General features: G+C 73.2%; 16 protein-coding genes. 12 read left to right on the top strand and 4 right to left on the bottom strand.

The window, feature by feature from the left end; all coding sequences use genetic code 11:
• Window positions 1–19 precede the first annotated feature (19 nt).
• On the bottom strand, window positions 20–1,978 hold the full coding sequence (locus tag PV789_RS05735; RefSeq protein WP_274976456.1) for a glycoside hydrolase family 18 chitinase: 1,959 nt from the start codon (window positions 1,976–1,978) through the stop codon (window positions 20–22).
• A 420-nt stretch (window positions 1,979–2,398) separates the two neighbouring features.
• Complete coding sequence (locus PV789_RS05740; protein ID WP_274976457.1) at window positions 2,399–4,078, bottom strand: glycosyl hydrolase family 18 protein; 1,680 nt, start codon at window positions 4,076–4,078, stop codon at window positions 2,399–2,401.
• A gap of 705 nt (window positions 4,079–4,783) precedes the next feature.
• On the opposite strand from PV789_RS05740, the gene PV789_RS05745 reads away from it, so the two are divergent.
• The 7 genes from PV789_RS05745 to PV789_RS05775 all read left to right on the top strand — a co-directional run bounded on the left by PV789_RS05745 (window position 4,784) and on the right by PV789_RS05775 (window position 11,779).
• A complete protein-coding gene (locus PV789_RS05745) occupies window positions 4,784–5,305 on the top strand; it encodes a MarR family winged helix-turn-helix transcriptional regulator (RefSeq protein WP_026115238.1) in 522 nt (173 codons plus the stop codon).
• Window positions 5,306–5,376: 71 nt separating this feature from the next.
• Window positions 5,377–7,104 (top strand): coenzyme B12-dependent isobutyryl-CoA mutase large subunit, encoded by a 1,728-nt coding sequence (gene icmA / locus PV789_RS05750; protein ID WP_274976458.1) that lies wholly within the window; start codon window positions 5,377–5,379, stop codon window positions 7,102–7,104.
• Window positions 7,105–7,284: 180 nt separating this feature from the next.
• Window positions 7,285–8,247, top strand: coding sequence for a tetratricopeptide repeat protein (locus PV789_RS05755; protein ID WP_274976459.1), 963 nt, complete (start codon window positions 7,285–7,287; stop codon window positions 8,245–8,247).
• Between the two features lie 145 nt (window positions 8,248–8,392).
• The gene (locus PV789_RS05760) at window positions 8,393–9,121 is read left to right on the top strand and encodes a cytidylate kinase-like family protein (RefSeq protein ID WP_274976460.1); all 729 of its coding nucleotides are present in this window, start codon (window positions 8,393–8,395) and stop codon (window positions 9,119–9,121) included.
• A gap of 313 nt (window positions 9,122–9,434) precedes the next feature.
• Window positions 9,435–10,841 carry an NAD-dependent malic enzyme gene (locus PV789_RS05765; protein WP_274976461.1) on the top strand — a complete coding sequence of 469 codons (1,407 nt, stop codon included), beginning with the start codon at window positions 9,435–9,437 and terminating at the stop codon, window positions 10,839–10,841.
• Window positions 10,842–10,893: 52 nt separating this feature from the next.
• A complete protein-coding gene (locus PV789_RS05770; RefSeq protein ID WP_274976462.1) occupies window positions 10,894–11,472 on the top strand; it encodes a YqgE/AlgH family protein in 579 nt (192 codons plus the stop codon).
• Window positions 11,473–11,536: 64 nt separating this feature from the next.
• The gene (locus tag PV789_RS05775) at window positions 11,537–11,779 is read left to right on the top strand and encodes a DUF3039 domain-containing protein (RefSeq protein ID WP_019611444.1); all 243 of its coding nucleotides are present in this window, start codon (window positions 11,537–11,539) and stop codon (window positions 11,777–11,779) included.
• A 206-nt stretch (window positions 11,780–11,985) separates the two neighbouring features.
• Here PV789_RS05775 and PV789_RS05780 read toward each other — a convergent pair whose 3' ends face one another.
• On the bottom strand, window positions 11,986–13,884 hold the full coding sequence (locus PV789_RS05780) for an HtaA domain-containing protein (RefSeq protein ID WP_274976463.1): 1,899 nt from the start codon (window positions 13,882–13,884) through the stop codon (window positions 11,986–11,988).
• Window positions 13,885–14,133: 249 nt separating this feature from the next.
• Complete coding sequence (locus PV789_RS05785) at window positions 14,134–15,636, bottom strand: cell wall protein (RefSeq protein WP_274976464.1); 1,503 nt, start codon at window positions 15,634–15,636, stop codon at window positions 14,134–14,136.
• A 248-nt stretch (window positions 15,637–15,884) separates the two neighbouring features.
• On the opposite strand from PV789_RS05785, the gene PV789_RS05790 reads away from it, so the two are divergent.
• From PV789_RS05790 to PV789_RS05810, 5 genes are read left to right on the top strand one after another with little or no spacing between them, the layout of a single operon-like run.
• Entirely contained in the window at window positions 15,885–17,012 is a 1,128-nt protein-coding gene (locus PV789_RS05790) for a heme/hemin ABC transporter substrate-binding protein (protein ID WP_274976465.1), read from the top strand.
• On the top strand, window positions 17,009–18,229 hold the full coding sequence (locus PV789_RS05795; RefSeq protein WP_274976466.1) for a FecCD family ABC transporter permease: 1,221 nt from the start codon (window positions 17,009–17,011) through the stop codon (window positions 18,227–18,229). The genes PV789_RS05790 and PV789_RS05795 overlap by 4 nt, the downstream gene beginning before the upstream one ends.
• Window positions 18,226–19,107, top strand: coding sequence for a heme ABC transporter ATP-binding protein (locus tag PV789_RS05800; RefSeq protein ID WP_274976467.1), 882 nt, complete (start codon window positions 18,226–18,228; stop codon window positions 19,105–19,107). The genes PV789_RS05795 and PV789_RS05800 overlap by 4 nt, the downstream gene beginning before the upstream one ends.
• Window positions 19,108–19,148: 41 nt before the next feature.
• Window positions 19,149–19,958 (top strand): class E sortase, encoded by an 810-nt coding sequence (locus PV789_RS05805; RefSeq protein ID WP_274976468.1) that lies wholly within the window; start codon window positions 19,149–19,151, stop codon window positions 19,956–19,958.
• 9 nt (window positions 19,959–19,967) lie between these two features.
• Complete coding sequence (locus PV789_RS05810; protein ID WP_274976469.1) at window positions 19,968–20,198, top strand: hypothetical protein; 231 nt, start codon at window positions 19,968–19,970, stop codon at window positions 20,196–20,198.
• Window positions 20,199–20,307: the final 109 nt, after the last annotated feature.

The raw sequence follows: 20,307 nt of genomic DNA on the forward strand, positions 1-20,307 counted from the left end.
CGCCGGACCGGAGACCGGACTACCCGGCCAGCGCCGTGTCGATGGCGTTCATGAGGCTGCCGTTGGCGTCGTCGCCGTCAACGGACCAGATCATGACGCCGCCCAGGCCTTGGGCCTGCGCCCAGTCGGTCTTCTGGGTCATGGAGATCTCGTCGTCGTAGGTCCAGAAGGTGTCGCCGTTGTACAGCCAGGCGGTGCCCAGCGCGTCGTCGCGGTACAGCTCGTAGCCGCCGGTGCCCACCAGGTTCTTCAGGACCTTCCAGTCGTCGATCCCCGCCTCGTAGCTACCGGGGGCGGGTCCGGTAGCGCTCTGGAAGAGACCGTCGCCGTTCGGGCCGGGCTCCACGCCGGTCCAGCCGCGGCCGTAGAACGGCACGCCGAGCACCATGTCGGCGGGGGCGACGCCGCGGTCGAGGTAGGCCTGGACCGTGGTCTCGGTGGAGTACAGGTCCGGGCCGGGGTCGGCCGGGTCCAGGAGCAGGTTGGACTGGTGGTTGGCGGTGGTCTCCCAGCCGCCGTGGTAGTCGTAGCCCTGCACCGTGATGAAGTCGAAGTCGGTCATGAGCTGCGGCATCTCGAAACCGAGCTCGATCTTCTCCGGGTCGGCGGGCAGGAACGCGGTCAGCTCGTACTGGCGGCTCGTCTCGGCCTCCAGGGCGTCCAACTGGTCGCGGAACTCCTGCACCAGGGCGGTGAAGTTCTCCTTGTCCTCGGGGCGGATGGTGTTGTGCGGGTGACCCGCCGATCCCGGCCACTCCCAGTCCAGGTCGATGCCGTCGAAGACCCCGTAGGCGGAGCCGGGGCCGCCCGCGCCGTCGAACACGGGCAGGTTGCCGCGCAGGAACTGGTCGATGCACGAGGAGACCATGCGCTCGCGGGACTCGGCGGTCAGCGCCGCGTCGGAGAAGTGCTCGGACCAGGTCCAGCCACCCAGGGAGATGTTGACCTTGAGGCCGGGGTACATCTCCTTGAGCTCGCGCAGCTGGTTGAAGTTGCCGCGCAGGTCCTGGTCCCAGGTGTCGCCGACCCCGTCGACGCTGTCGGCGGCACCGAAGGAGCGGCCGTAGTCGGCCCAGGCGTCGCCCTGGCCGAGCTGGTTGGCCATGAAGCACTCGCCGTTCGCGTTGATGTTGCCGAAGGCGTAGTTGATGTGGGTGAGCTTCTCGGCGGTGCCCGAGGTGACCAGGTCGTTCACCAGGTAGTCGCGGCCGTAGATGCCCCACTGGGTGAAGTAGGCGACCCGGCGTTCCTGGGGCGGTTCGGTGGGGCCGCCGCCGTCCGCGTCGGTGGTGGCGGTGACGGCGCCGCTCTCGGGACCCCTGTTGTTGGAGGTGTCGTAGGCGCGCACGGTGAACGTGTGCTCGGTCTGGGGCGCCAGCCCGGTGACGGTGGCGGTGGTGCCGGTGATCGCGCGGACGACCTCGCCGCCGGAGAGGACCTCGTAGCCCGCGACCCCCGCGTTGTCGCCCGCCGCGCCCCACTCCAGGGCCACGGTGGTCGAGGTGGTGCCGGTGACGGCCAGGCCGGTCGGCGCGGTCGGCGGCTCGGTGTCCTCCCCGCCGGGCCCGCCCGAGCAGCTGCCGCCGTTGACCGTGCAGTCCACGGGAGCGGTGTCGCCGCCGCCGTGGGTGCCGTTGAACCCGATGGAGTAGCTGCCGCCCGCCGGGACGGAGGCGCCCCACGAGGGCGGGGTGATGGTGTAGGCGTCACCGGAGCGGCTGAGGGCGGCGTTCCACAGGCTGGTGATCGCGGTGCCCGGGGGGAGCCGGAAGCCGACGCTCCAGTCGGTCAGCGCCGACCCCGAGCCGTTGGCGATGGTCAGCTGCCCGCCGTAGCCGGTCTCCCAGCGGCTGGTCTCCACGTAGGTGACGGTGACGCCCGCGGTGTCGGCCGACGCGGCCGGGACGGGTGCCAGTGCGAGGGGTAGGACGACCGCGGCGGCCAGTGCCGCGATTCGTTGGCGAAGTCGTGCTCTCACGGTTGCTCCTGGTGCGTGAGCGGTGTGGGGGTTGGCCTTCCGCCGCCGGGGCGGAGGGCTGCGGGGTGTGCGCCCAGGGAGTGCGGTGTCGCGAGCTGACCGGTGGCGGTCTCGGCGGTGCGCGTGAGAGGTGGCGTGTGCGCGGCAGGGGCATGGCGGGCCTCCGACCTGGGGGAGGAAGGGGGAGGGCGGTGTGGTGGCCGGTGCGGACCGTCGCACATCGGTCCGCACCGGCCGTGGCGGCGGTGCTCCCCGGATCAGAGCACCGACGCCGCTCGGTCCCGGTCCGGGATCGCCGGACCGGAAGTCTGTCGGCTGCGTTCGCGGGGCGCGTTCCGGCTGTCCGGGCCGCGCACGGAGCCCGTCCCCGCCGCGACCGCGCCCCCGGAGGGCGCGCGGTCGCGGCGGGGCGGACGGTTCCTAGTCGCTCAGCGCCGTGTCGATGGCGGCCATGAGGCTGCCCTCGGCGTCGTCGCCGTCGATGGACCAGACCATGACCCCGCCGAGGCCGTTGTCCTGGGCCCAGTCGGTCTTCTGCGTCATGGCGGTCTCGTCGTCGTAGTTCCAGAGAGTGCTGCCGTCGTAGATCCAGGCGGTACCGGCCTCGTCGTTGCGGAAGAGCTCGAACTCGCCGGACGCGACCTTCTCCTCAAGGACCTTCCAGTCCTCGGTGCCCGCCGCGTACGTCCCCTGCGCGGGGCCCGTCGCGGTCTGGAAGAGGCCGTCGCCGTCGGGGCCGGGCTCCACGCCCGTCCACCCCTGTCCGTAGAACGGCACGCCCAGGACGAGCTTGCCGGGGTCCACGCCCCGGTCCAGGTAGGCCTGGACGATGAGTTCGGTGGAGATCACCGGCTGGGGGTCGCGGGTGTCCACGACCAGGTTGGACTGGTGGTTGGTCGTGCTCTCCCAGGTGCCGTGGTAGTCGTAGCCCTGCACCGTGACGAAGTCGAAGTCGGTCATGAGCTCGTCCAGCTCGTACCCGGCGTCCAGGCGCCAGCCTCCCGCGGGCATGAACGCGGTCAGCTCGTAGTGGCGGTCGGTCTCCTCGCCGAGCGCGTCCAGCTGGTCGCGGAACTCCTGCACCAGGGCGGTGAAGTTCTCCTTGTCCTCGGGCCGGACGGTGTTGTGCGGGTGGCCGTCGGAGCCGGGCCACTCCCAGTCCAGGTCGATGCCGTCGAAGACCCCGTAGGCGGCGCCCTCGCCGCCCGCGCCGTCGACCTCGGGCAGGTCGCCCCGCAGGTACAGGTCGACGCAGGAGCTGACCAGCCTTTCGCGGGACTCCTCGGTCAGGGCCGCGTCGGAGAAGTACCGGGACCACTCCCAGCCGCCGAGGGAGATGTTGACCTTGAGGTCGGGGTACATCTCCTTGAGCTCGCGCAGCTGGTTGAAGTTGCCGCGCAGCTCCTGGCCGGGGTCGTCGGCGGTTCCGTCGACGCTCTCCGCGGCGGGCACGGGGTGCGCGTAGTCGGCGACGGCGCCCTCCTGGCTGGCCCCCTCGTCCGTGGCGCACACGCCCTCGGCGGTGACGTTGCCGAACGCGTAGTTGATGTGCGTGAGCTTCTCCGCGCTGCCGCTGTCGACCAGGTCGCGGACGTGGTAGCCGCGTTCCCCGGCGCTCCACTGGGTGTAGTAGGCGACGCTGTAGCTGTCGTGGGAGGGGCCGCTTCCGTCGTCCCCGGCGCAGGGGGAGCCGTTGACCAGGCAGTCCACAAGGTCGGTGGCGCCGTCGGAGTGCAGTCCGTTGAAGCCGAACGAGTAGCTGCCGCCCGCCGGGACGCTGGCGCCCCAGTGCGGCGGGGTGATCGTGTATCCGCCGGGGGTGCCCGCGAGGGTGGCGTTCCACAACTCGTGGATGCGGCTGCCGTCGGGGAGCGAGAACTCGACGGCCCAGTCGTCGACGGGGGCGTCCGAGGCGTTGTGGACGGTGATCTGGCCGGTGTAGCCGGTGTTCCACCGGGCCGACTCCGTGTAGGTGACCGTCAGGTCGGCGGGGGCGGTCTCCTCGGCGGCCGCGGCCGGGACCGCGGTCGCCGCGAGCGGGGCGAGCAGCACGGCGGCCGCGGCGGCCGCGAGGCGGGTACTGAAACGTCGTGCTCTCACGTCGTGGCATCTCCTGGTGCGGGGGCGGGGGCGGGGGCGGGGGCGGGGGTCGGGGGGACGGACGACCGTGCTCCTGGAGCGGATGACCCTGCTCCCAAAGCGCGTGGACCCTGCTCTCGGAGCGTGTGGGATGGGCTGCGGTCGTGTGCGGGGGATCGCGGGGAGAGCCGCGGTCCGTCAGCGGGGTTCGGCGGCCTCCCTGGGGGTGGTCCACGGGCCAAGTGAGGACAGGTCGTCACCTTGAGCCTCTGACGTGGGGGGATAAATTTTTAGGAAACTTAACTAATAGTTCCGCGCTCCGTCAAGACCCGGTGGGGACTCTCCGCTCGCCCCCGCGTGCGCGGTGGCGGGCCCCACGCGCCCTTCGCCGGAAGACCGGCGGATTTGCCGAGTTGGCGGGGTGGACCAGTTCCGGGCGCGGAACCTGTCCCTTTGTGGCCACGGAAAAGTCTTGTCTTCTTTCCTGTCCGCTGTTATGGGCTCTGTGTGGTTCTTGCTCCGGGCCCCCTCCCGGCCCCGTGAACCCCCCATGTCACGCCCGCCTCGGAGCGCTGGTTCCGTCACTTCGGTTGGCCGGGGCGGACGCTCGTGCCGTGCCCGGCGCGGCGTCCGGCGGCCGGGCCGCGCGGGGAGCGGGGACGGGCCCCCTTCCGGTCGGGCGGGCGGGCCCTTCCCGCTGGCTAGAGTGAACCCGTGGGTAACCCGTTGAATCTCCCGTTCGACCCGATCGAGCGGGCACACGACAACTGGACGCGCAGATGGGGGCCCTCGCCCGCCATGGCGGCGGTCACCTCGGTCATGCGCGCGCAGCAGATCCTGATCGGGGAGCTGGACGGCGCCCTCAAACCGTTCGGCCTGACCTTCGCCCGCTACGAGGCGCTCGTCCTGCTCACCTTCAGCGGTTCCGGCTCGCTGCCCCTGGGCAAGATCGGTGAGCGCCTCATGGTGCACCCGACCAGCGTCACCAACACCATCGACCGGCTGGAGGGGCAGGGCTTCGTGCGCCGCCTCCCCAACCCGAGCGACGGTCGCGGCGTGCTGGCCGAGATCACCGACGCCGGGCGCCGGGTCACCGAGGAGGCGACCGGGGCACTGCTGTCCATGGACTTCGGCCTGGGCTGCTACTCCGACGAGGAGCTGTGGCGCATGCACGAGATGTTCACCCGGCTCAGGGTGGACTTCGGCGACTTCCCCGAGCCCGTCGCGGAGGCCGCCGAGGGCCGCTGACCGCCCGCCGCGCCCCGGCGCCGCGGGCTTCCTCCCTGTACATCATTAGTTGGACGTCCTACTATCTCGGTATGGCGAACACCACGAGCGGTCCCAGCGGCGGCGGGGCCCAGGAGATCGAGGCCGGACGCGAGCGCTGGCAGCGCCGCTACGACTCGGCGCGCACGCGCGACGCCGACTTCACCTCCCTGTCCGGGCGCACCCTGGAACCCGTCTACGGCCCCCGTCCCGGCGCCGAGGTCCCCGGTTTCGAGCGCATCGGCTGGCCGGGGGAGTACCCCTACACCCGCGGCCTCCACGCCACCGGCTACCGGGGACGGGCGTGGACCATCCGCCAGTTCGCCGGGTTCGGCAACGCGCGCCAGACCAACGAGCGCTACAAGATGATCCTGGCCTCGGGCGGGGGCGGGCTCTCGGTCGCCTTCGACATGCCCACCCTCATGGGCCACGACTCCGACTCCCCCCACGCGCTGGGCGAGGTCGGCCACTGCGGCGTGGCCATCGACTCCGTCGCCGACATGGACCTGCTCTTCGACGGGATCCCGCTCGGCGAGACCACCACCTCCATGACCATCAGCGGTCCGGCCGTCCCGGCCTTCTGCATGTACCTGGTGGCGGCCGAGCGCCAGGGGGTGGACATCCGCACCCTCAACGGCACGCTTCAGACCGACATCTTCAAGGAGTACATCGCCCAGAAGGAGTGGCTCTACCCGCCTGAGCCGCAACTGCGGCTGATCGGCGATCTCATGGAGTACTGCGCGGCCGAAATCCCCGCGTACAAGCCGCTGTCGGTGTCGGGCTACCACATCCGCGAGGCCGGGGCCACGGCCGCCCAGGAGCTCGCCTTCACCCTCGCCGACGGCTTCGGCTACGTCGAACTCGGTCTCTCCCGCGGACTGGACGTCGACACCTTCGCGCCGGGGCTGTCCTTCTTCTTCGACGCGCACATCGACTTCTTCGAGGAGATCGCCAAGTTCCGCGCCGCCCGCCGCATCTGGGCGCGCTGGCTCCGGGACGTCTACGGCGCCAGGACCGAGAAGGCGCAGTGGCTGCGGTTCCACACCCAGACCGCCGGGGTCTCCCTGACCGCCCAGCAGCCCTACAACAACGTCGTGCGCACCGCCGTGGAGGCGCTCTCGGCGGTCCTGGGCGGTACGAACTCGCTGCACACCAACGCCCTGGACGAGACCCTGGCGCTGCCGACCGAGCAGTCCGCCGAGATCGCCCTGCGCACTCAGCAGGTCCTCATGGAGGAGACCGGGATCGTCAACGTCGCCGACCCGCTCGGCGGTTCCTGGTACCTGGAGTCGCTCACCGACGAACTGGAGGCGGAGGCGGAGCGGATCTTCGCGCACGTCCTGCGCATGGGCGGGGGCGAGGGCGTCGAGCACGCGATCGGCCCGATGACCTCCGGCATCCTCGCCGGGATCGAGAACGGCTACTTCAGCGCCGAGATCGCCGAGTCCGCCTTCCAGTACCAGCAGGCACTGGAGAAGGGCGACAAGAGGATCGTGGGCGTCAACTGCCACACCAACACCGTCTCCGGTGAACTGGACATCCTCCGGATCAGCCACGAGGTCGAGCACGAGCAGAAGCGCGCGCTCGCCGAGCGCCGCGCCGCCCGCGACGGCGCCGCCGTGGACCGGGCCCTGGCCGCCCTGCTGGCGGGCGTGCGCTCGGACGGGGGCAACCTCATCCCGCTGATCATGGACGCGGCCCGCGCCGAGGCCACGCTCGGCGAGATCTGCGCGACCATGGGGGAGGAGTTCGGGACCTACACCGAGGACCCGCGCTTCTGATCCGGGTGGGGCGGCCCGGAGCGTGGTCCCTGACACGCCTCCCCGGGACGCCCGGGCGGTGTCCCCGGCCTCCCCGCCCGCGGACGCCCCGCGACGCGGGGAACCGGAACCCGCGCGCGTCCGCACGGACTCGTCCACAGGCGGTCCACGTCCTGCCCGCGCATACGGCAGGATGGAGGCATGCAGCCTTCGGACTTTTCACCGAACAGTGCCGTGGACCTCGGCGCGCGCAAGGCGGCCATGGAACGCGAGGCCAAACAGCGCGCGGCGGAGTCGGCGGGTCGATCCAACCCCTACGCCGTCAACGTCGACGAGGCCACCTTCCAGGCCCAGGTCCTGGAGCGGTCGATGTCGACCCCGGTCGTGCTGGCCGTCCTCGCGGGCTGGTCCGAGCAGTCCAAGCAGGTCGAGGACGCCCTGGACAGGATCTCCGCGGCCTCCGGCGGCACCTGGTTCCTGGCCAAGGTCGACAGCGAGGCCAGCCCGCAGCTGGTCCAGGCCCTGCGGGTGCCCACCACCCCGATGATCGTCGTGGTGATCCAGGGCCAGCTCCTGCCCGGACCGGCGGGCCCGGCCACCGAGGAGCAGCTCACCGCCTGGCTGGTCGAGGCGTTCGCCGCCCTCAAGGAACAGGGCGCGCTGCCCCCGGGCCACCCCGGCACCATCACCGGTGAGCCCGGCGCCGAGGGTGCGCAGGGCGCGCAGGCGGCCCAGCCCGAGGAGCCCCAGGGCCGTCCCGTGGACGTCGAGGCCCAGGAGGCCCTGGACCGCGGCGACTTCGAGGCCGCCGCGGCCGTCTACGCCAAGGCCGTGGAGGCCGACCCCGGCGACACCGAGTCCAGGGCCAAGCTCGCCCAGGTCCGGCTGGTCGGCCGCCTCCAGGAAGTGGACGCGGGCGCCGCCCTCCAGGCCGCGGCCGACCGGCCCGAGGACGTCGCCGCCCAGGCCACCGCGGCCGACGTCGAGATGTACGGCGGCAGGTTCGAGGACGCCTTCGGCCGCCTCGTCGACACGGTCAGGCGCACCGCCGACGAGGACCGCGACAGGGCGCGCACCCACCTGCTCGGCCTGTTCGAGCTGCTGCCCCCGGGCGACCCGCGGGTCAACGCCGCCCGCCGCAAGCTCACCTCCGCGCTGTTCTAGGGACCGTGGTCGGGGGGGGGGGCCCCGGGCGCCCCCCCCCCCCCACGGCTCTCCCGCCGGCCACGGGACATAACCCGCGCACAGCGGGTACAACCCGGTCAGGAGACGGGCTCACGGCCCGTCGCGGAACTGGCAGGTTTACCCCATGGCGACCGACGACACCCCCGACAGACGCGGCGAACCCCTGGTCACGATCTCGGCCACCTACGGCGCGGGAGGCAGCGCGGTGGGCCCCGCCGTCGCGGCCCGGCTCGGCGTGGCCTTCCTCGACCGGGCCGTGCCCAGCGCGGTGGCCGCCCGTATCGGCTGCTCGCTCGACGAGGCGCTCCAACGCGACGACCGCGCCCCCGGCAGGCTCGAACGCCTGCTCTCCAGCGCCGCGCGCCTGCCCACCGTCACCCTCGGCAGCGTGGACACCGCCCTCATCGGCAGCACCGACGAGGAGGGCCGCCTCCTCTACGACCACGAGTTCGTGGAGCAGACCGAACGGGTCCTGGGCGAGGTGGCCCGGCAGGGCGGCGTCGTCCTCGGCCGTGCCGGGGCCGTGGTCCTGCGCGACCGTCCCGGCGCCCTGCACGTGCGCCTGGACGGCGACCCCGACGCACGCCTGCGCCGGGCGCACAGGCTCTGGGAGTCCGGCGACCACGGCGAGTGGACGGGCGCCGACTCCGACGAGCCGCCCAACGCGCGCCTGCTCGACGACAACGACCGCGCCAGGGCGGCCTACGTGCGGCGCTTCTACCGAGCCGACCCCGCCGACCCCCACCACTACCACCTGGTGCTGGATGCGGTGTCGCTCTCGCTGGAGGCCTGCGTGGACCTCGTCGTGCGCGCCGCCCGCGACCGCGCGGCCGCCCCTCCCGAGGGCACCTGAGACGCCGCCGAGCCGCCGCGCATTGCCCGCCGCGACACCCGCGCGCTGGCGTAATTTATGCGATTTTTTACCAGCGCGGTAATTGTCACCTTGTGCTGACGGTTGGGGCTTGACTCAGGTAAGGTAAGGCGACTCGGTCACGGGTCAGCCCCCGCCCGGAACCGGGGTCCGAGTGACGGTGCGCGAGCACCGCGCCCACAGGACACACGGCACCCCCCATCCCGCGCACGCGCGCAGGCGGCGCCGTGCACCGGCGAGCGCCCCGGCGGGGCGCCCCGGACGCACCACACCAGCCAGAGCCAAGGAGCAACACGTGGCCACCCTTCCCAGCGTTTCCTACTCCATCACCGTCCGCCTCGAACTGGACGCTGGGGGCAGTGCGGTCGGCAGTCTCACCAACGCCGTCGAGCAGGTGGGCGGCATGATCACCGCGCTGGACGTGGCCGCCGCCGGACACGAGCGCATCCGTATCGACGTCACCTGCGCCGCCCGCGACACCGAGCACGCCCAGGCCATCGTCGACGCCCTGGGTGCCGTCGAGGGCGTGGTCGTGCACAAGGTCAGCGACCGCACCTTCCTCATGCACCTGGGCGGCAAGATCGAGATGAAGTCCAAGGTGCCGCTGCGCAACCGCGACGAGCTCTCCATGGCCTACACCCCCGGCGTCGCCCGCGTCTCCCAGGCCATCGCCGCCAACAAGGACGACGCCCGGCGCCTGACCATCAAGCGCAACAGCGTCGCCGTGGTCACCGACGGCTCCGCGGTCCTGGGCCTGGGCAACATCGGCCCCGAGGCCGCCATGCCCGTCATGGAGGGCAAGGCCGCCCTGTTCAAACGCTTCGCCGACATCGACGCCTGGCCCATCGCCCTGGACACCCAGGACGTGGACGAGATCGTGCGCACCGTGCAGGTGCTGGCCCCCGGGTTCGGCGGCATCAACCTGGAGGACATCTCCGCCCCTCGCTGCTTCGAGGTCGAGGCCCGCCTGCGCGAGCTGCTCGACATCCCCGTCTTCCACGACGACCAGCACGGCACCGCCATCGTCGTGCTCGCCGCCCTGCGCAACGCCCTGCGCGTGGTGGGCAAGAAGCTCGGCGAGGTCCGCATCGCCATGTCCGGCGCGGGCGCGGCCGGAACCGCCATCCTCAAGCTGCTCATGCACGCCGGGGTGCGCGACGTCATCGTCAGCGACGTGCACGGCGCCGTGCACGCCGGGCGCGAAGACCTGGACGCCAACCTGCGGTGGATCGCCGAGCACACCAACCCCGAGGGCTACAGCGGCGACCTGCGCGGCGCCGTGGCCGGGGCGGACGTCTTCATCGGCGTCTCGGCCCCCAACCTCCTCAACGGCGACGACATCGCCGAGATGAACGAGGACGCCATCATCTTCGCGCTGGCCAACCCCGACCCCGAGGTCGACCCGGACGTGGCCCACCTGCACGCCTCCGTCGTGGCCACCGGCCGCAGCGACTACCCCAACCAGATCAACAACGTGCTGGTCTTCCCCGGCTTCTTCCGCGGTCTGCTGGACGCCCAGAGCCACGACGTCACCTCGGACATGATGGTCGCCGCGGCGGAGGCCCTGGCCGACGTCGTCACCGAGGACGAGCTGGGCCCCAACTACATCATCCCCAGCGTGTTCCACTCCGACCTGTCCACCCACGTGGCCACGGCCGTGCGCGAGGTCGCCCAGCGCGGACAGGCGGCCGCACAGGCATAACGGCCCGGAAACACCGGCGGTCCGCCCGTCGTTCCGGGGTAGGTGGGAGGGCATGGACCAGCCGATGACCGGGCGCCTCCTGGTGGCCGCCCCCATGCTCCAGGAGGACTCCTTCCGCCGCTCGGTGGTGTTCGTCGTGGACGACGCCGCCGACGGCACCCTCGGGGTGATCCTCAACCGCCCCCTGGGTATGGCCGTGGACGAGGTCGTCACCGGCTGGGGCGCCTACGCCAGCGAACCGGCGGTGGTGTTCTCCGGGGGTCCCGTGGGCCTTGACTCCGGCATCGCCCTGGGGGAGGCCGGTTCCGGAGAGCCCCCTCCCGGCTGGTCCCCGCTGGAGGGCCTGGACCCGGAGCTGGGCCTGGACGGGATCGGCGTGGTCGACCTCGACGGCCCCGCCCGGGTGCTCGGCGGCGCGCTCGGCGCGTTCCGCGTCTTCGCAGGTTACGCGGGGTGGAGCTCGGGCCAGCTGGCCGGGGAGGTCGAGGAGGGGGCCTGGTACGTCGTCGACGCGGTCGCCGACGACGTCTTCACCACCGCGCCCGAGGGGCTGTGGTCGCGGGTGCTGCGCCGCCAGGGCGGGGACATGGCGCTCCTGTCCACCTTCCCCGACGACCCCACCATGAACTGAGCAGCCGGGGCTGGGCGCGGCACCCTATACCGTGGAACGCAGACGTCGAAAGGTGTGAGGCACGATGGCGATGGACATCCTCAACAAGGTCCTCCCGGACAGCGAGACCAAACCGGACATCTCCCACGACGGCGGGGACCGGGAGCGGTTCGCCCACTACGTGCAGAAGGACAAGATCACCGCGAGCGCCGTGACCGGCGACCCCGTGATCGCCCTGTGCGGCAAGGTGTGGGTGCCCAACCGCGACCCCAAGAAGTTCCCCGTGTGCCCCGAGTGCAAGAAGGTCTACGAGGAGATGATGAAGTAGCCCTCCCGCCCGGACGGCCGACGCCCCCCGGGGGAAGCGGCCGCGTGTCCGGCGCGGACCCCGCCGTGCCCGGTCACCGCGCGCGGCGGGCACGACTAAGGCCTTGACACACCGTGTGTGCCAAGGCCCTCGTGTCGCCCGGGGAGCCGACCGGTCCCGAGGCGGGGCCCCGCGGACCCCGCCCCGCACGGGAACCGGTCAGGCGGCTAGGCCGCGGACTCCTCGTCCCCCTCGGGGGCGGAACCGTGCCTGCGGGCCGCGTACACCGCCGCGCCGCCCGCGCCGACGGCCACCGCGGCCGCGGTCAGCAGACCGGCCAGCGCGACACCGGTGTTGGGCAGGCCAGGAGTGCCGCCGCCGTCCCCGTCACCGGGACCGGGCGTGGGACCGCCGTCTCCGTCACCGCCTCCGCCCGGAACCTGGACCTCCTCGTCCACGCTCACGGTCAGCGAGACCGGGTCCAACTGCTCCCCGGCGGCGTAGAAGTCCGCGAACGCGGGCACGCCCTCGGCGGTCAGGGCCGCGGGGATCGGCTCCCAGCTCAGGACGCCCTCCTCCAGCGTGTAGTCCACACCGGTCAGGTCCAGCTCGGCCAGCGCCACGTCCTCGTAGACCGCCGTGTCCTCCCCGCTCAGCGGCTTGCTCGTCACGTCGGCGTACAGCATGCCCGCCGCGCCGTCGATCGTCACGCGCGGGTCGCTGACCGTCATGCTCAGCAGCGGGTCGGCGCCGTCGTGGACGTGGCCCTCGAAGAGCACCGTGCCCTCGAACGCGATGTCGGCGGTGGACGCGGACAGGTCCACCTCACCGCTGCCGTCGGTGAACGCGAAGGTCCCGTCCTCGTTCTGGCCGGCGCCGTCGCTCGGGATGATCTCGCCCCGGGCGATGTTGCCGGTGATGTAGTCGCGGAAGGACTCCTTGACGCCCCAGTCCGCGCGGCCGTTGTGGACGGTGAGCGGCCCCTCGGCGGGGTCGGTCGGCTCGTCGGTCGGGTCGGTCGGGTCCGTGGGCTCCTCGGTGGGCTCCTCCACGGCGGTGAAGGAGACCGGCGTCCACACGTCCTGGTCGCGGTTGGCGATGTCGGTGTGGTCGTTGAACACCGCCACGTAGCACTGCGTCCGCGCGCAGTCGTGGACGGTGCCGTCCGCCTCGTAGGAGCCGGTCACCTGGAGTTCGGTGCTGAAGGAACCGTCCTCGCCGGGGGCGTCGGCCCCGCGCAGCCACACCGCGCCGGTGTGGTGGGCCGGGTAGGAGTCGGCGGACTGCGGGGCGGCGGTCAGGGCCGCGTAGACGCCCTGGCCGGGGCGGAAGCCCGTGCCCTCGACGGTGACGGTGTCGCCAGCGGGGTCCAGGTCGCTGGCCGGGGCCACCGTGACGCGCGGGTCGTGCACCGGCTCACCGGGGCCGCCCGGGTCGGTGACGTCGTCGATCCCGGCGGTGAAGGAGAGCGGGTCCATCGGGGCGCCCGCGGCGTAGAAGCCCGCGAACGGCTCCACCGCGTCGGCGTGCAGCGCGCCCGCCGTGGAGGTGAAGGTGATCTCCTCGCCCTCCACGGCCACCTCGGCGCCGGTCAGCTCGGTGACCGCGACCTCGCCGTACTCGACCAGGTCGCCCGGGGGCAGGTTGGGGTTGGCCCCGCCGAACTCGCGGCTGGTGACCTCGGCGAAGACCGTGGCGGTGTCGCCCTCGAACACCACCCGGGGGTCGGAGACGCGCACCTCCAGAACGGGGCCCTGACCGTAGTCGTGGCCGGTGAAGACGACCGTCCCGGAGAAGCTCACGTCACCGGAGGCGTCCTCCTTGGAGACCGTGCCCCCGGCGGTGGGGAAGTCGACGGTGCCGTCGGCCAGGAGGGTCGCCCCGTCGGAGGCCTCGTAGCCGCCGTGCGCGATCGGGCTGCCCACGTAGTTGCGGAAGGACTCCTTCACGCCCCAGGAGGCGGAGCCCCCGGCGAGGGGGAGCACCTCATCGGCCGAGGCGGCCGGGGCGGCGGCCACGGCGAACGTGCCGCCCAGGGCGGCCGCGCCCGCGTAGGCGGTGAGGAGGCGCAGCGCCCGGCGGAGTCCGCCCGGTGCCGTGCTCCCTCGGGTCGGGGTGGTGGTCATCGTCGGTCCAATCAGTGAGGGGGATGGTGAGGGTGGGTTCCCGGCGACTGCCGGGACCTGTGGTGCGGCGGACCCCTGCGGAGCGGGTGCGGTGGGGTGTGCCTGGGGTGCGGGGGTGGGTGGGGCGCCGCGGCGGCGTGCCGAACGGGGTTCGGCACGGGCGCCGCGGGTTCCCGCCGTGCCCGCCGGGGGACGGGCGGGCACGGCGGTCTGGGGGCCGGAACCCCGTACGGAGGACCGGCCGCGGGTTCAGTCCGTGTCCGCGGGGGCTCCCCGGGTTCGGCGGCGGGTGGCGACCAGTGCCGCCGCGCCGGTCAGGACGGCCACAGCGGCGGCCAGGACCAGGCCGTACAGAGCGCCGCCGGTGCGGGGCAGGGGGCCGGAACCGCTGCCCGGGCCCCCGCCGCCCGCGGCGTCACCGCTACCGCCCGATCCGCCGCCGGACCCGCTGTCTCCCGAGCCCCCGGAGCCCCCGGAGCCCCCGGAGTCTCCTGAGCCGCCGGAGTCCCCTCCGTTCCCGGAGCCGCCGCCGAAGGAGACGGGGACGAACACGTCCTGGCCGCGGTCGCTGGAGCGGGTGTGGTCGTTGCGCGTGACCACCGCGCACTCGGTTCCGGGGTCGGCGCAGTCGGTGTTCTCGTCGCTGGCCCTGACCCTCAGTTCGACGCTGAACCCGCCGTCGGCGCCGCCGCCCGTGTAGGGGACGGCCAGCCCCTCCCCGTAGGGCGGCGGGTTGCTGGAGACCCAGACCGAGGCGCCGCTCGACCCCTCCATGTCCACGCCGCCGATGCAGGGGCTGGGCGCCTGGTCGGGACCGGCGCCGCTGGTGTCGCACAAGGCCACGTAGATCCCCTTGGCAGTGTCGTACCCGGAGCCGGTGACCGTGACGGTCTCGCCCGCGGGGTCGAGTCCGCTGGTCTTGGAGACGCTCAGGGTCGGGTCGCCCGGCTCACGGGGCACGGGGGCCGCGGGTGCGGCGGGCACGGCGGCCTGCGGCCGGCTCTGCGGGCCGGTGCGGGGCCCGGTCCGCGGCGCGGGGGCCGAGAAGGCCACCGGGACCTTGCCCACGACCGCGTCGGGGGCCGGTGCCGAGGGCAGGGCCACCGGGGCGCTCCTGCCCGGTCCGGCGAGGACCTCCGCAGCTCCGGGGGAGGCGTCCCCGTCCCGGGCGCCGTCGGCCGCCCCCGCCGGGTGGGCGTCGGTCGCACCGGTCGTCTCCGCCGGGGCGCGGTCCTCCCGGGGGGACTCCGTGCCCGCGTCGGGCCCCGGAACCGGGGGAGCGCCCCCGGCGGGGTCCTCGCCGTCCGGCTCGGTGCCGCTCTCCACCAGGCGCACCTCGAAGGGGGCGTCGGAGGCGTCCAGGCCGGCGTCGGCGGCGAACCCGGTGCCGGTGTCCAGGCTGAGGCTGAAGGTGCCGCGCTCGTCGACCTCGACGGTCACCGCGTTCGCGGTGTCGGCGACCGGTTCGCCCTCCGCCTCCGGGACGGCCCAGGTGGCGGCCTCCAGCAGGGAACCGGGCTCGTGGCCGATCCCGGAGACGGTGACGGTGTCGCCCCCGGGGTCCAGGCCCCGGGTCCGGTCCACGGTGGTGACGCGTGGACGGACGGGTTCCTGGTCGGGGGAGGGGCCGGGCACGGGCTGGGCGAGCGCCGCCGCCGGGGCGGACAGCACCAGCGCGGCGGTGACGGCCAGGGGCGGGACGAGCCCGCGGCGCCGCCCGTTCCTCGGGCGGAGGGATAGCGCTGCTTGCATCGGGGGCCTTCGCGTTCGTGCGGGTTCGGTCGGGGTCCACCACCCGCGTGAGGGAAACTTCGGTGAGGTTATGCTTGCCTTGGCGAAGTGAGCCTTACCTAACCTGAAGTTCGCGCCGGAACAGTTGAACACCGAACCATCGGGCTTGTCAAGATGATGACGAGGTGTCATAAAAAGCGTTGACGCATCCCGCTCTCCCGGCGACAGCGCCCGTGCCCCCGGCACACGGAACTCCGAAAGCGACCGCCATGCCCCACACCGTCCCCCGACCCCTCCCGCGCGAACGCTCCCGTCCCACCGCCCCGCGCGTCCGCCCCACAGCTCCCCGCGCCCTCGCCGCCGCCTGCGCGCTCGTGCTCGCCCTGGCCGGGTGCACCGGCGGCGCCCCCGCAAACGGGGACCCCGCCGCCTCCGGCGACGCGCCCGGTATCCCCGACCTCGCCGAGAACCGCCTCCAGATCCTGGAGGAACCCGCGGAGCCCCGACTGCCCGTGACCGTCGACTCGGTGGTCCTGGACCCCTACCGCACCAGCTCCGACCCCCTGGAGTACGAGCGGGTCGAGGTCACCGACACCAGCCGAGTCCTCCCGCTCACCGGCAGCCTCGCCGAGATCGTCTTCACCCTGGGCCTGGGCGACAACGTCGTCGGCCGCGACGTCGGCGCCACCTTCGAGGAGGCCGCCCACCTGCCCACGGTCAGCGAGGCGCACGAGGTCTCCGCCGAGAGCGTGCTGTCCCTGGAGCCCACGGTGGTCCTCGCCGACACCCAGACCGGACCGCCCGAGGCCATCGAGCAGATCCAGAACTCCGGCGTCCCCGTCGTCATCGTGGAGGAGGCCTGGTCCATCGACGAGATGTACCCGCGCTTCGAGCGCGTGGCCGAGGCCCTCGGCGTCCCGGCCGCCGGCACGGCCCTGGCCGAACGCACGCGCGAGCAGATGGCCGAGGTCCGCGCCGACTCCACCGCGGTCAGCGGCGACCCCCTCGTCGCCTTCCTCTACCTGCGCGGCACCGCCGGGGTCTACCTCCTGGGCGGACCCGGCTCGGGCGCCGACGCCATGCTGGCCGAGCTCGGCGCCCGCGACGCCGGGGTCGAGATGGGCCTGACCACACCCTTCACCCCCATCACCACCGAGGCCCTCATCGCCGCCCAGCCCGACGTGCTCCTGGTGATGACCAAGGGGCTGGAGTCGGTCGGCGGGATCGAGGGGCTCGTCCAGATCCCCGGCGTCGCCCAGACCCCGGCCGGAGCCGCGCGCGCCGTCGTCGACTTCGAGGACGGCGTCCTGCTCAACTTCGGCCCCCGCACCCCGCAGGTCGTCGCGGCCCTCGCCGACGAACTCGCCGCCGTCAGCGCGGGGGAGGTGGGACGGTGACCGCTCCCGGCAGGCCCGCGGACGACGGCACGCCCTCCCCCGGGCCGGGCGGAACCAGTGCCTCCGAACCCGCTCCTCCCGCAGCACCGTCAGGCGCATCGTTCACCCGGGCCACCCCGCAGGCCCCTTCCGGAGCAGCCGCCGCCACGACCGCACCGGCCGCCCCGCGGAACCGGCGCGCCCTGCGCCGTCTGCGCGCCGTGCTCCTGTTCGCCTCGCTCGCCGGCGGCCTCGTCGTGGTCGGGATCGTCGCCGCCGGGGCCGGGGCCTACCCCATCCCGCCCGGCCAGGTCGCCGGCTCGCTCCTGCACGCCCTCGGCCTGGAGGCGGGCACCCTGCCCGACCGGATCGGCCACACCGTCCTGTGGGACGTGCGCCTGCCCCGCGTCGTCCTGGCCGTCATGGTCGGCGCCGCCCTGGGCGCGGCGGGCGCCATGATGCAGGGCGTCTTCGGCAACCCCCTGGCCGAACCCGGCGTCATCGGCGTCTCCTCCGGTGCGGCCGTCGGCGCGATCGCCGTCATCTTCACCGGCCTGACCGTCCTCGGCCACTGGACGATCATCGCCTCCTCCTTCGTGTTCGGCCTGGCCACCACCCTGTTCGTGTACGTGTTCGCGCGCTCGCGCGGACGCACCGAGGTCGTCACCCTGCTGCTCACCGGGATCGCCGTCAACGCGATCGCGGGTGCGGCCATCGGCCTGATGACCAACTTCTCCCAGGACGCCGAGATCCAGACCATCACCTTCTGGCAGCTCGGCAGCGTCTCCACCGCCACCTGGGCCAAGGTCGTCGCCATCGCCCCGTGCCTGCTGCTCGGCCTGTCCGCCATCCCCTTCCACGCGCGCCGCCTGGACCTGCTCGCCCTCGGGGAGGGGCCCGCCCGCCACCTGGGCGTGGACGTGGAGCGCACCCGCCTGGTCCTGATCTGCGCCATGGCCCTGCTCACCTCGGCCGCCGTCGCCTTCGCCGGGATCGTCTCCTTCGTGGGCCTGGTCGTCCCGCACATCATCCGCATGGTCACCGGGCCCGGGCACCGGGTCCTGCTGCCCGCCAGCGCCCTGGGCGGCGGCCTGCTCCTGCTCGCCGCCGACCTGCTCGCCCGCACCGTCGCGGCCCCCGCCGAGGTCCCCCTGGGCGTGGTCACCGCGGCCCTGGGCGGGCCGTTCTTCTTCTACCTGCTGTACCGCACCCGTGCCCGGCAAGGAGGCTGGTCGTGAGCGCCCTCGTCCGACTGCGGCGGCGGGTCGTCGCCGCCGCCTCCCCGCTGTACGGGCCGCCCGCTCGCCCCGTCCCCGTCCCGCACGGAGAGGAGATCCTCCGGGCCGAGGGCATCACCGTCCGCCGGGGCGGCCGCGCCCTGCTCGACGGGGTCGACCTCACCGTGCGGGCCGGGGAGCTGCTGGCCCTGGTCGGGCCCAACGGGGCGGGCAAGTCCACACTGCTCGCCGCCCTGTCGGGGGACGTCACCGGGGTGCCCGGCCGGGGGGAGGCCGATGCCGGGACCGTCCGCGTCCACGGCCGCCCGCTCACCGACTGGACGCCCCCCGAACTGGCGCTGCGCCGCGCGGTCCTGCCCCAGGAGGCGTCGGTCAGCTTCCCGTTCCCCGTCGCCGACATCGTGTCCATGGGCCGTGCCCCCTGGGCGGGGCTGGCCGCCGCGGCCGAGGACGAAGTCCTCACCGCCGCCGCGATGGAGAGTACGGGCGTGTCCGACCTGGCCGAACGGCGCTTCCCCACCCTCTCGGGGGGCGAACGCGCGCGGGTGATGCTCGCCCGCGTCCTGGCCCAGGACACCCAGCTGCTCCTGCTGGACGAGCCGACCGCAGCCCTGGACATCCGGCACCAGGAACTCGTACTGGATCTGGCTTCCCAACTCGCGGAGCTCGGCGGTGCGGTTATCGTGGTCCTGCACGATTTGGGGCTTGCGGCAGCCTACGCCCATCGTGTGGCGATACTCTCCCGAGGGCGGGTCGCCGCTCAGGGCTCCCCCGCCGACGTGTTCACCGCGTCGCTGCTCAGCTCCGTCTACCAGCACGAGGTCGAAGTCCTACCGCACCCGCGTACCGGAGTCCCGCTGGTCGTCCCCCTCAGATAGGGGACGGGTGCACACGGAAGCGTCCACAGGAGTAGGTCGTATTGGTGTCCACAACTGAACGGCAGTTCCACGAGGGTTCCCCCCGGCCCGGACGCGGGGAGGGGCGTGGACGTCGGGCCTCCGGCGGCCGACGGCGCCGCCGCCCCAAGCCCAGGGCCACCCCCGGCGACGTCGTGCGCGGCATCGTCCGGTTCTTCGGCGAGATCATGCTGACCGCCGGTCTGCTCATGCTCTTCTACGCCGGATACGAGGTGTACGGCTCCCAGTGGGAGACCGACCGCGAACAGCAGGACCTGGCCCAGGGGCTGGAGGAGGCCTGGTCCGCCGAACAGGCGGCCGCGCAGGCCGGTCCGGACTCCGAGCCCCTGCCGGGCAGCGCCGACAGCCGCCTGTACGTGCCGAGCCTCGACCTGGACTGGGTGGTGGTCAACGGCACCACGCAGGACGACATCCGCTACAGCCCGGGCCACTACACCGAGTACCCCAGCGCCCCCGGCGGCGAGGGCAACTACGCCGTGGCCGCCCACCGCACCCCCGGCCTGTTCTGGGACCTGGACCTGCTCCGGAACGGCGACGTCATGGTGCTGGAGGACGGGGAGAACTTCTACACCTACGAGGTCTTCCGCGACGAGACGGTCCTGCCCACCGACGTGTGGGTGATCGAGCCGGACCCGTTCGACGACGCCACCGACGAGGAGCCGGGCAGGTCCCTGCTCACCCTCACCACGTGCGCGCCCAAGCTGAACAACACGCACCGCCTCATCGTCTGGGCGGAGCTGGTGGAGACCACGCCCAAGTCCGAGGGGATGCCCGACTCGATCGCGCACATGGCTCCCCAGGCCAGCGAGTAAGGAACGCGAATGTACGGTCTGATCTGGCGTGTCCTGCCCGGTCCGTGGGTCTCCAAGCTCATCCTGGCGCTCGGACTGGTGGTGGGCGCCGCCCTGCTGCTGTGGTTCTTCGCCTTCCCGGCGATCTCGCCGCACATGCCCTTCAACGACGGCGCCGTCGACGTGGAGGGCTCCCAGACCGGGAGCGGCGCGGAGCCCGGGGGCGGCGGGGAAGCGGGGACGGACGGGGCGTCCGGGTAGTCCGGGACGTGTGTGGACGACGGGGCGACCGGCGGGAACCGGCGGCCTTCCGGGCGGCCGGGACACGCCGTGTGCGCGGCGCCACTGGCCTGCCTCCCGGAACGGTCCA

Source organism: Nocardiopsis camelliae (assembly GCF_028993595.1).
In the GTDB taxonomy this organism is placed as follows: domain Bacteria; phylum Actinomycetota; class Actinomycetes; order Streptosporangiales; family Streptosporangiaceae; genus Nocardiopsis; species Nocardiopsis dassonvillei.

Bases quoted from the DNA above. Each gene is read 5' to 3' on its own strand.
- icmA (WP_274976458.1), top strand. From the start codon at position 5,377: ATGGCGAACACCACGAGCGGTCCCAGCGGCGGCGGGGCCCAGGAGATC.
- PV789_RS05755 (WP_274976459.1), top strand. From the start codon at position 7,285: ATGCAGCCTTCGGACTTTTCACCGAACAGTGCCGTGGACCTCGGCGCG.
- PV789_RS05760 (WP_274976460.1), top strand. From the start codon at position 8,393: ATGGCGACCGACGACACCCCCGACAGACGCGGCGAACCCCTGGTCACG.
- PV789_RS05770 (WP_274976462.1), top strand. From the start codon at position 10,894: ATGGACCAGCCGATGACCGGGCGCCTCCTGGTGGCCGCCCCCATGCTC.
- PV789_RS05775 (WP_019611444.1), top strand. From the start codon at position 11,537: ATGGCGATGGACATCCTCAACAAGGTCCTCCCGGACAGCGAGACCAAA.
- PV789_RS05780 (WP_274976463.1), bottom strand. From the start codon at position 13,884: ATGACCACCACCCCGACCCGAGGGAGCACGGCACCGGGCGGACTCCGC.
- PV789_RS05785 (WP_274976464.1), bottom strand. From the start codon at position 15,636: ATGCAAGCAGCGCTATCCCTCCGCCCGAGGAACGGGCGGCGCCGCGGG.
- PV789_RS05790 (WP_274976465.1), top strand. From the start codon at position 15,885: ATGCCCCACACCGTCCCCCGACCCCTCCCGCGCGAACGCTCCCGTCCC.
- PV789_RS05810 (WP_274976469.1), top strand. From the start codon at position 19,968: ATGTACGGTCTGATCTGGCGTGTCCTGCCCGGTCCGTGGGTCTCCAAG.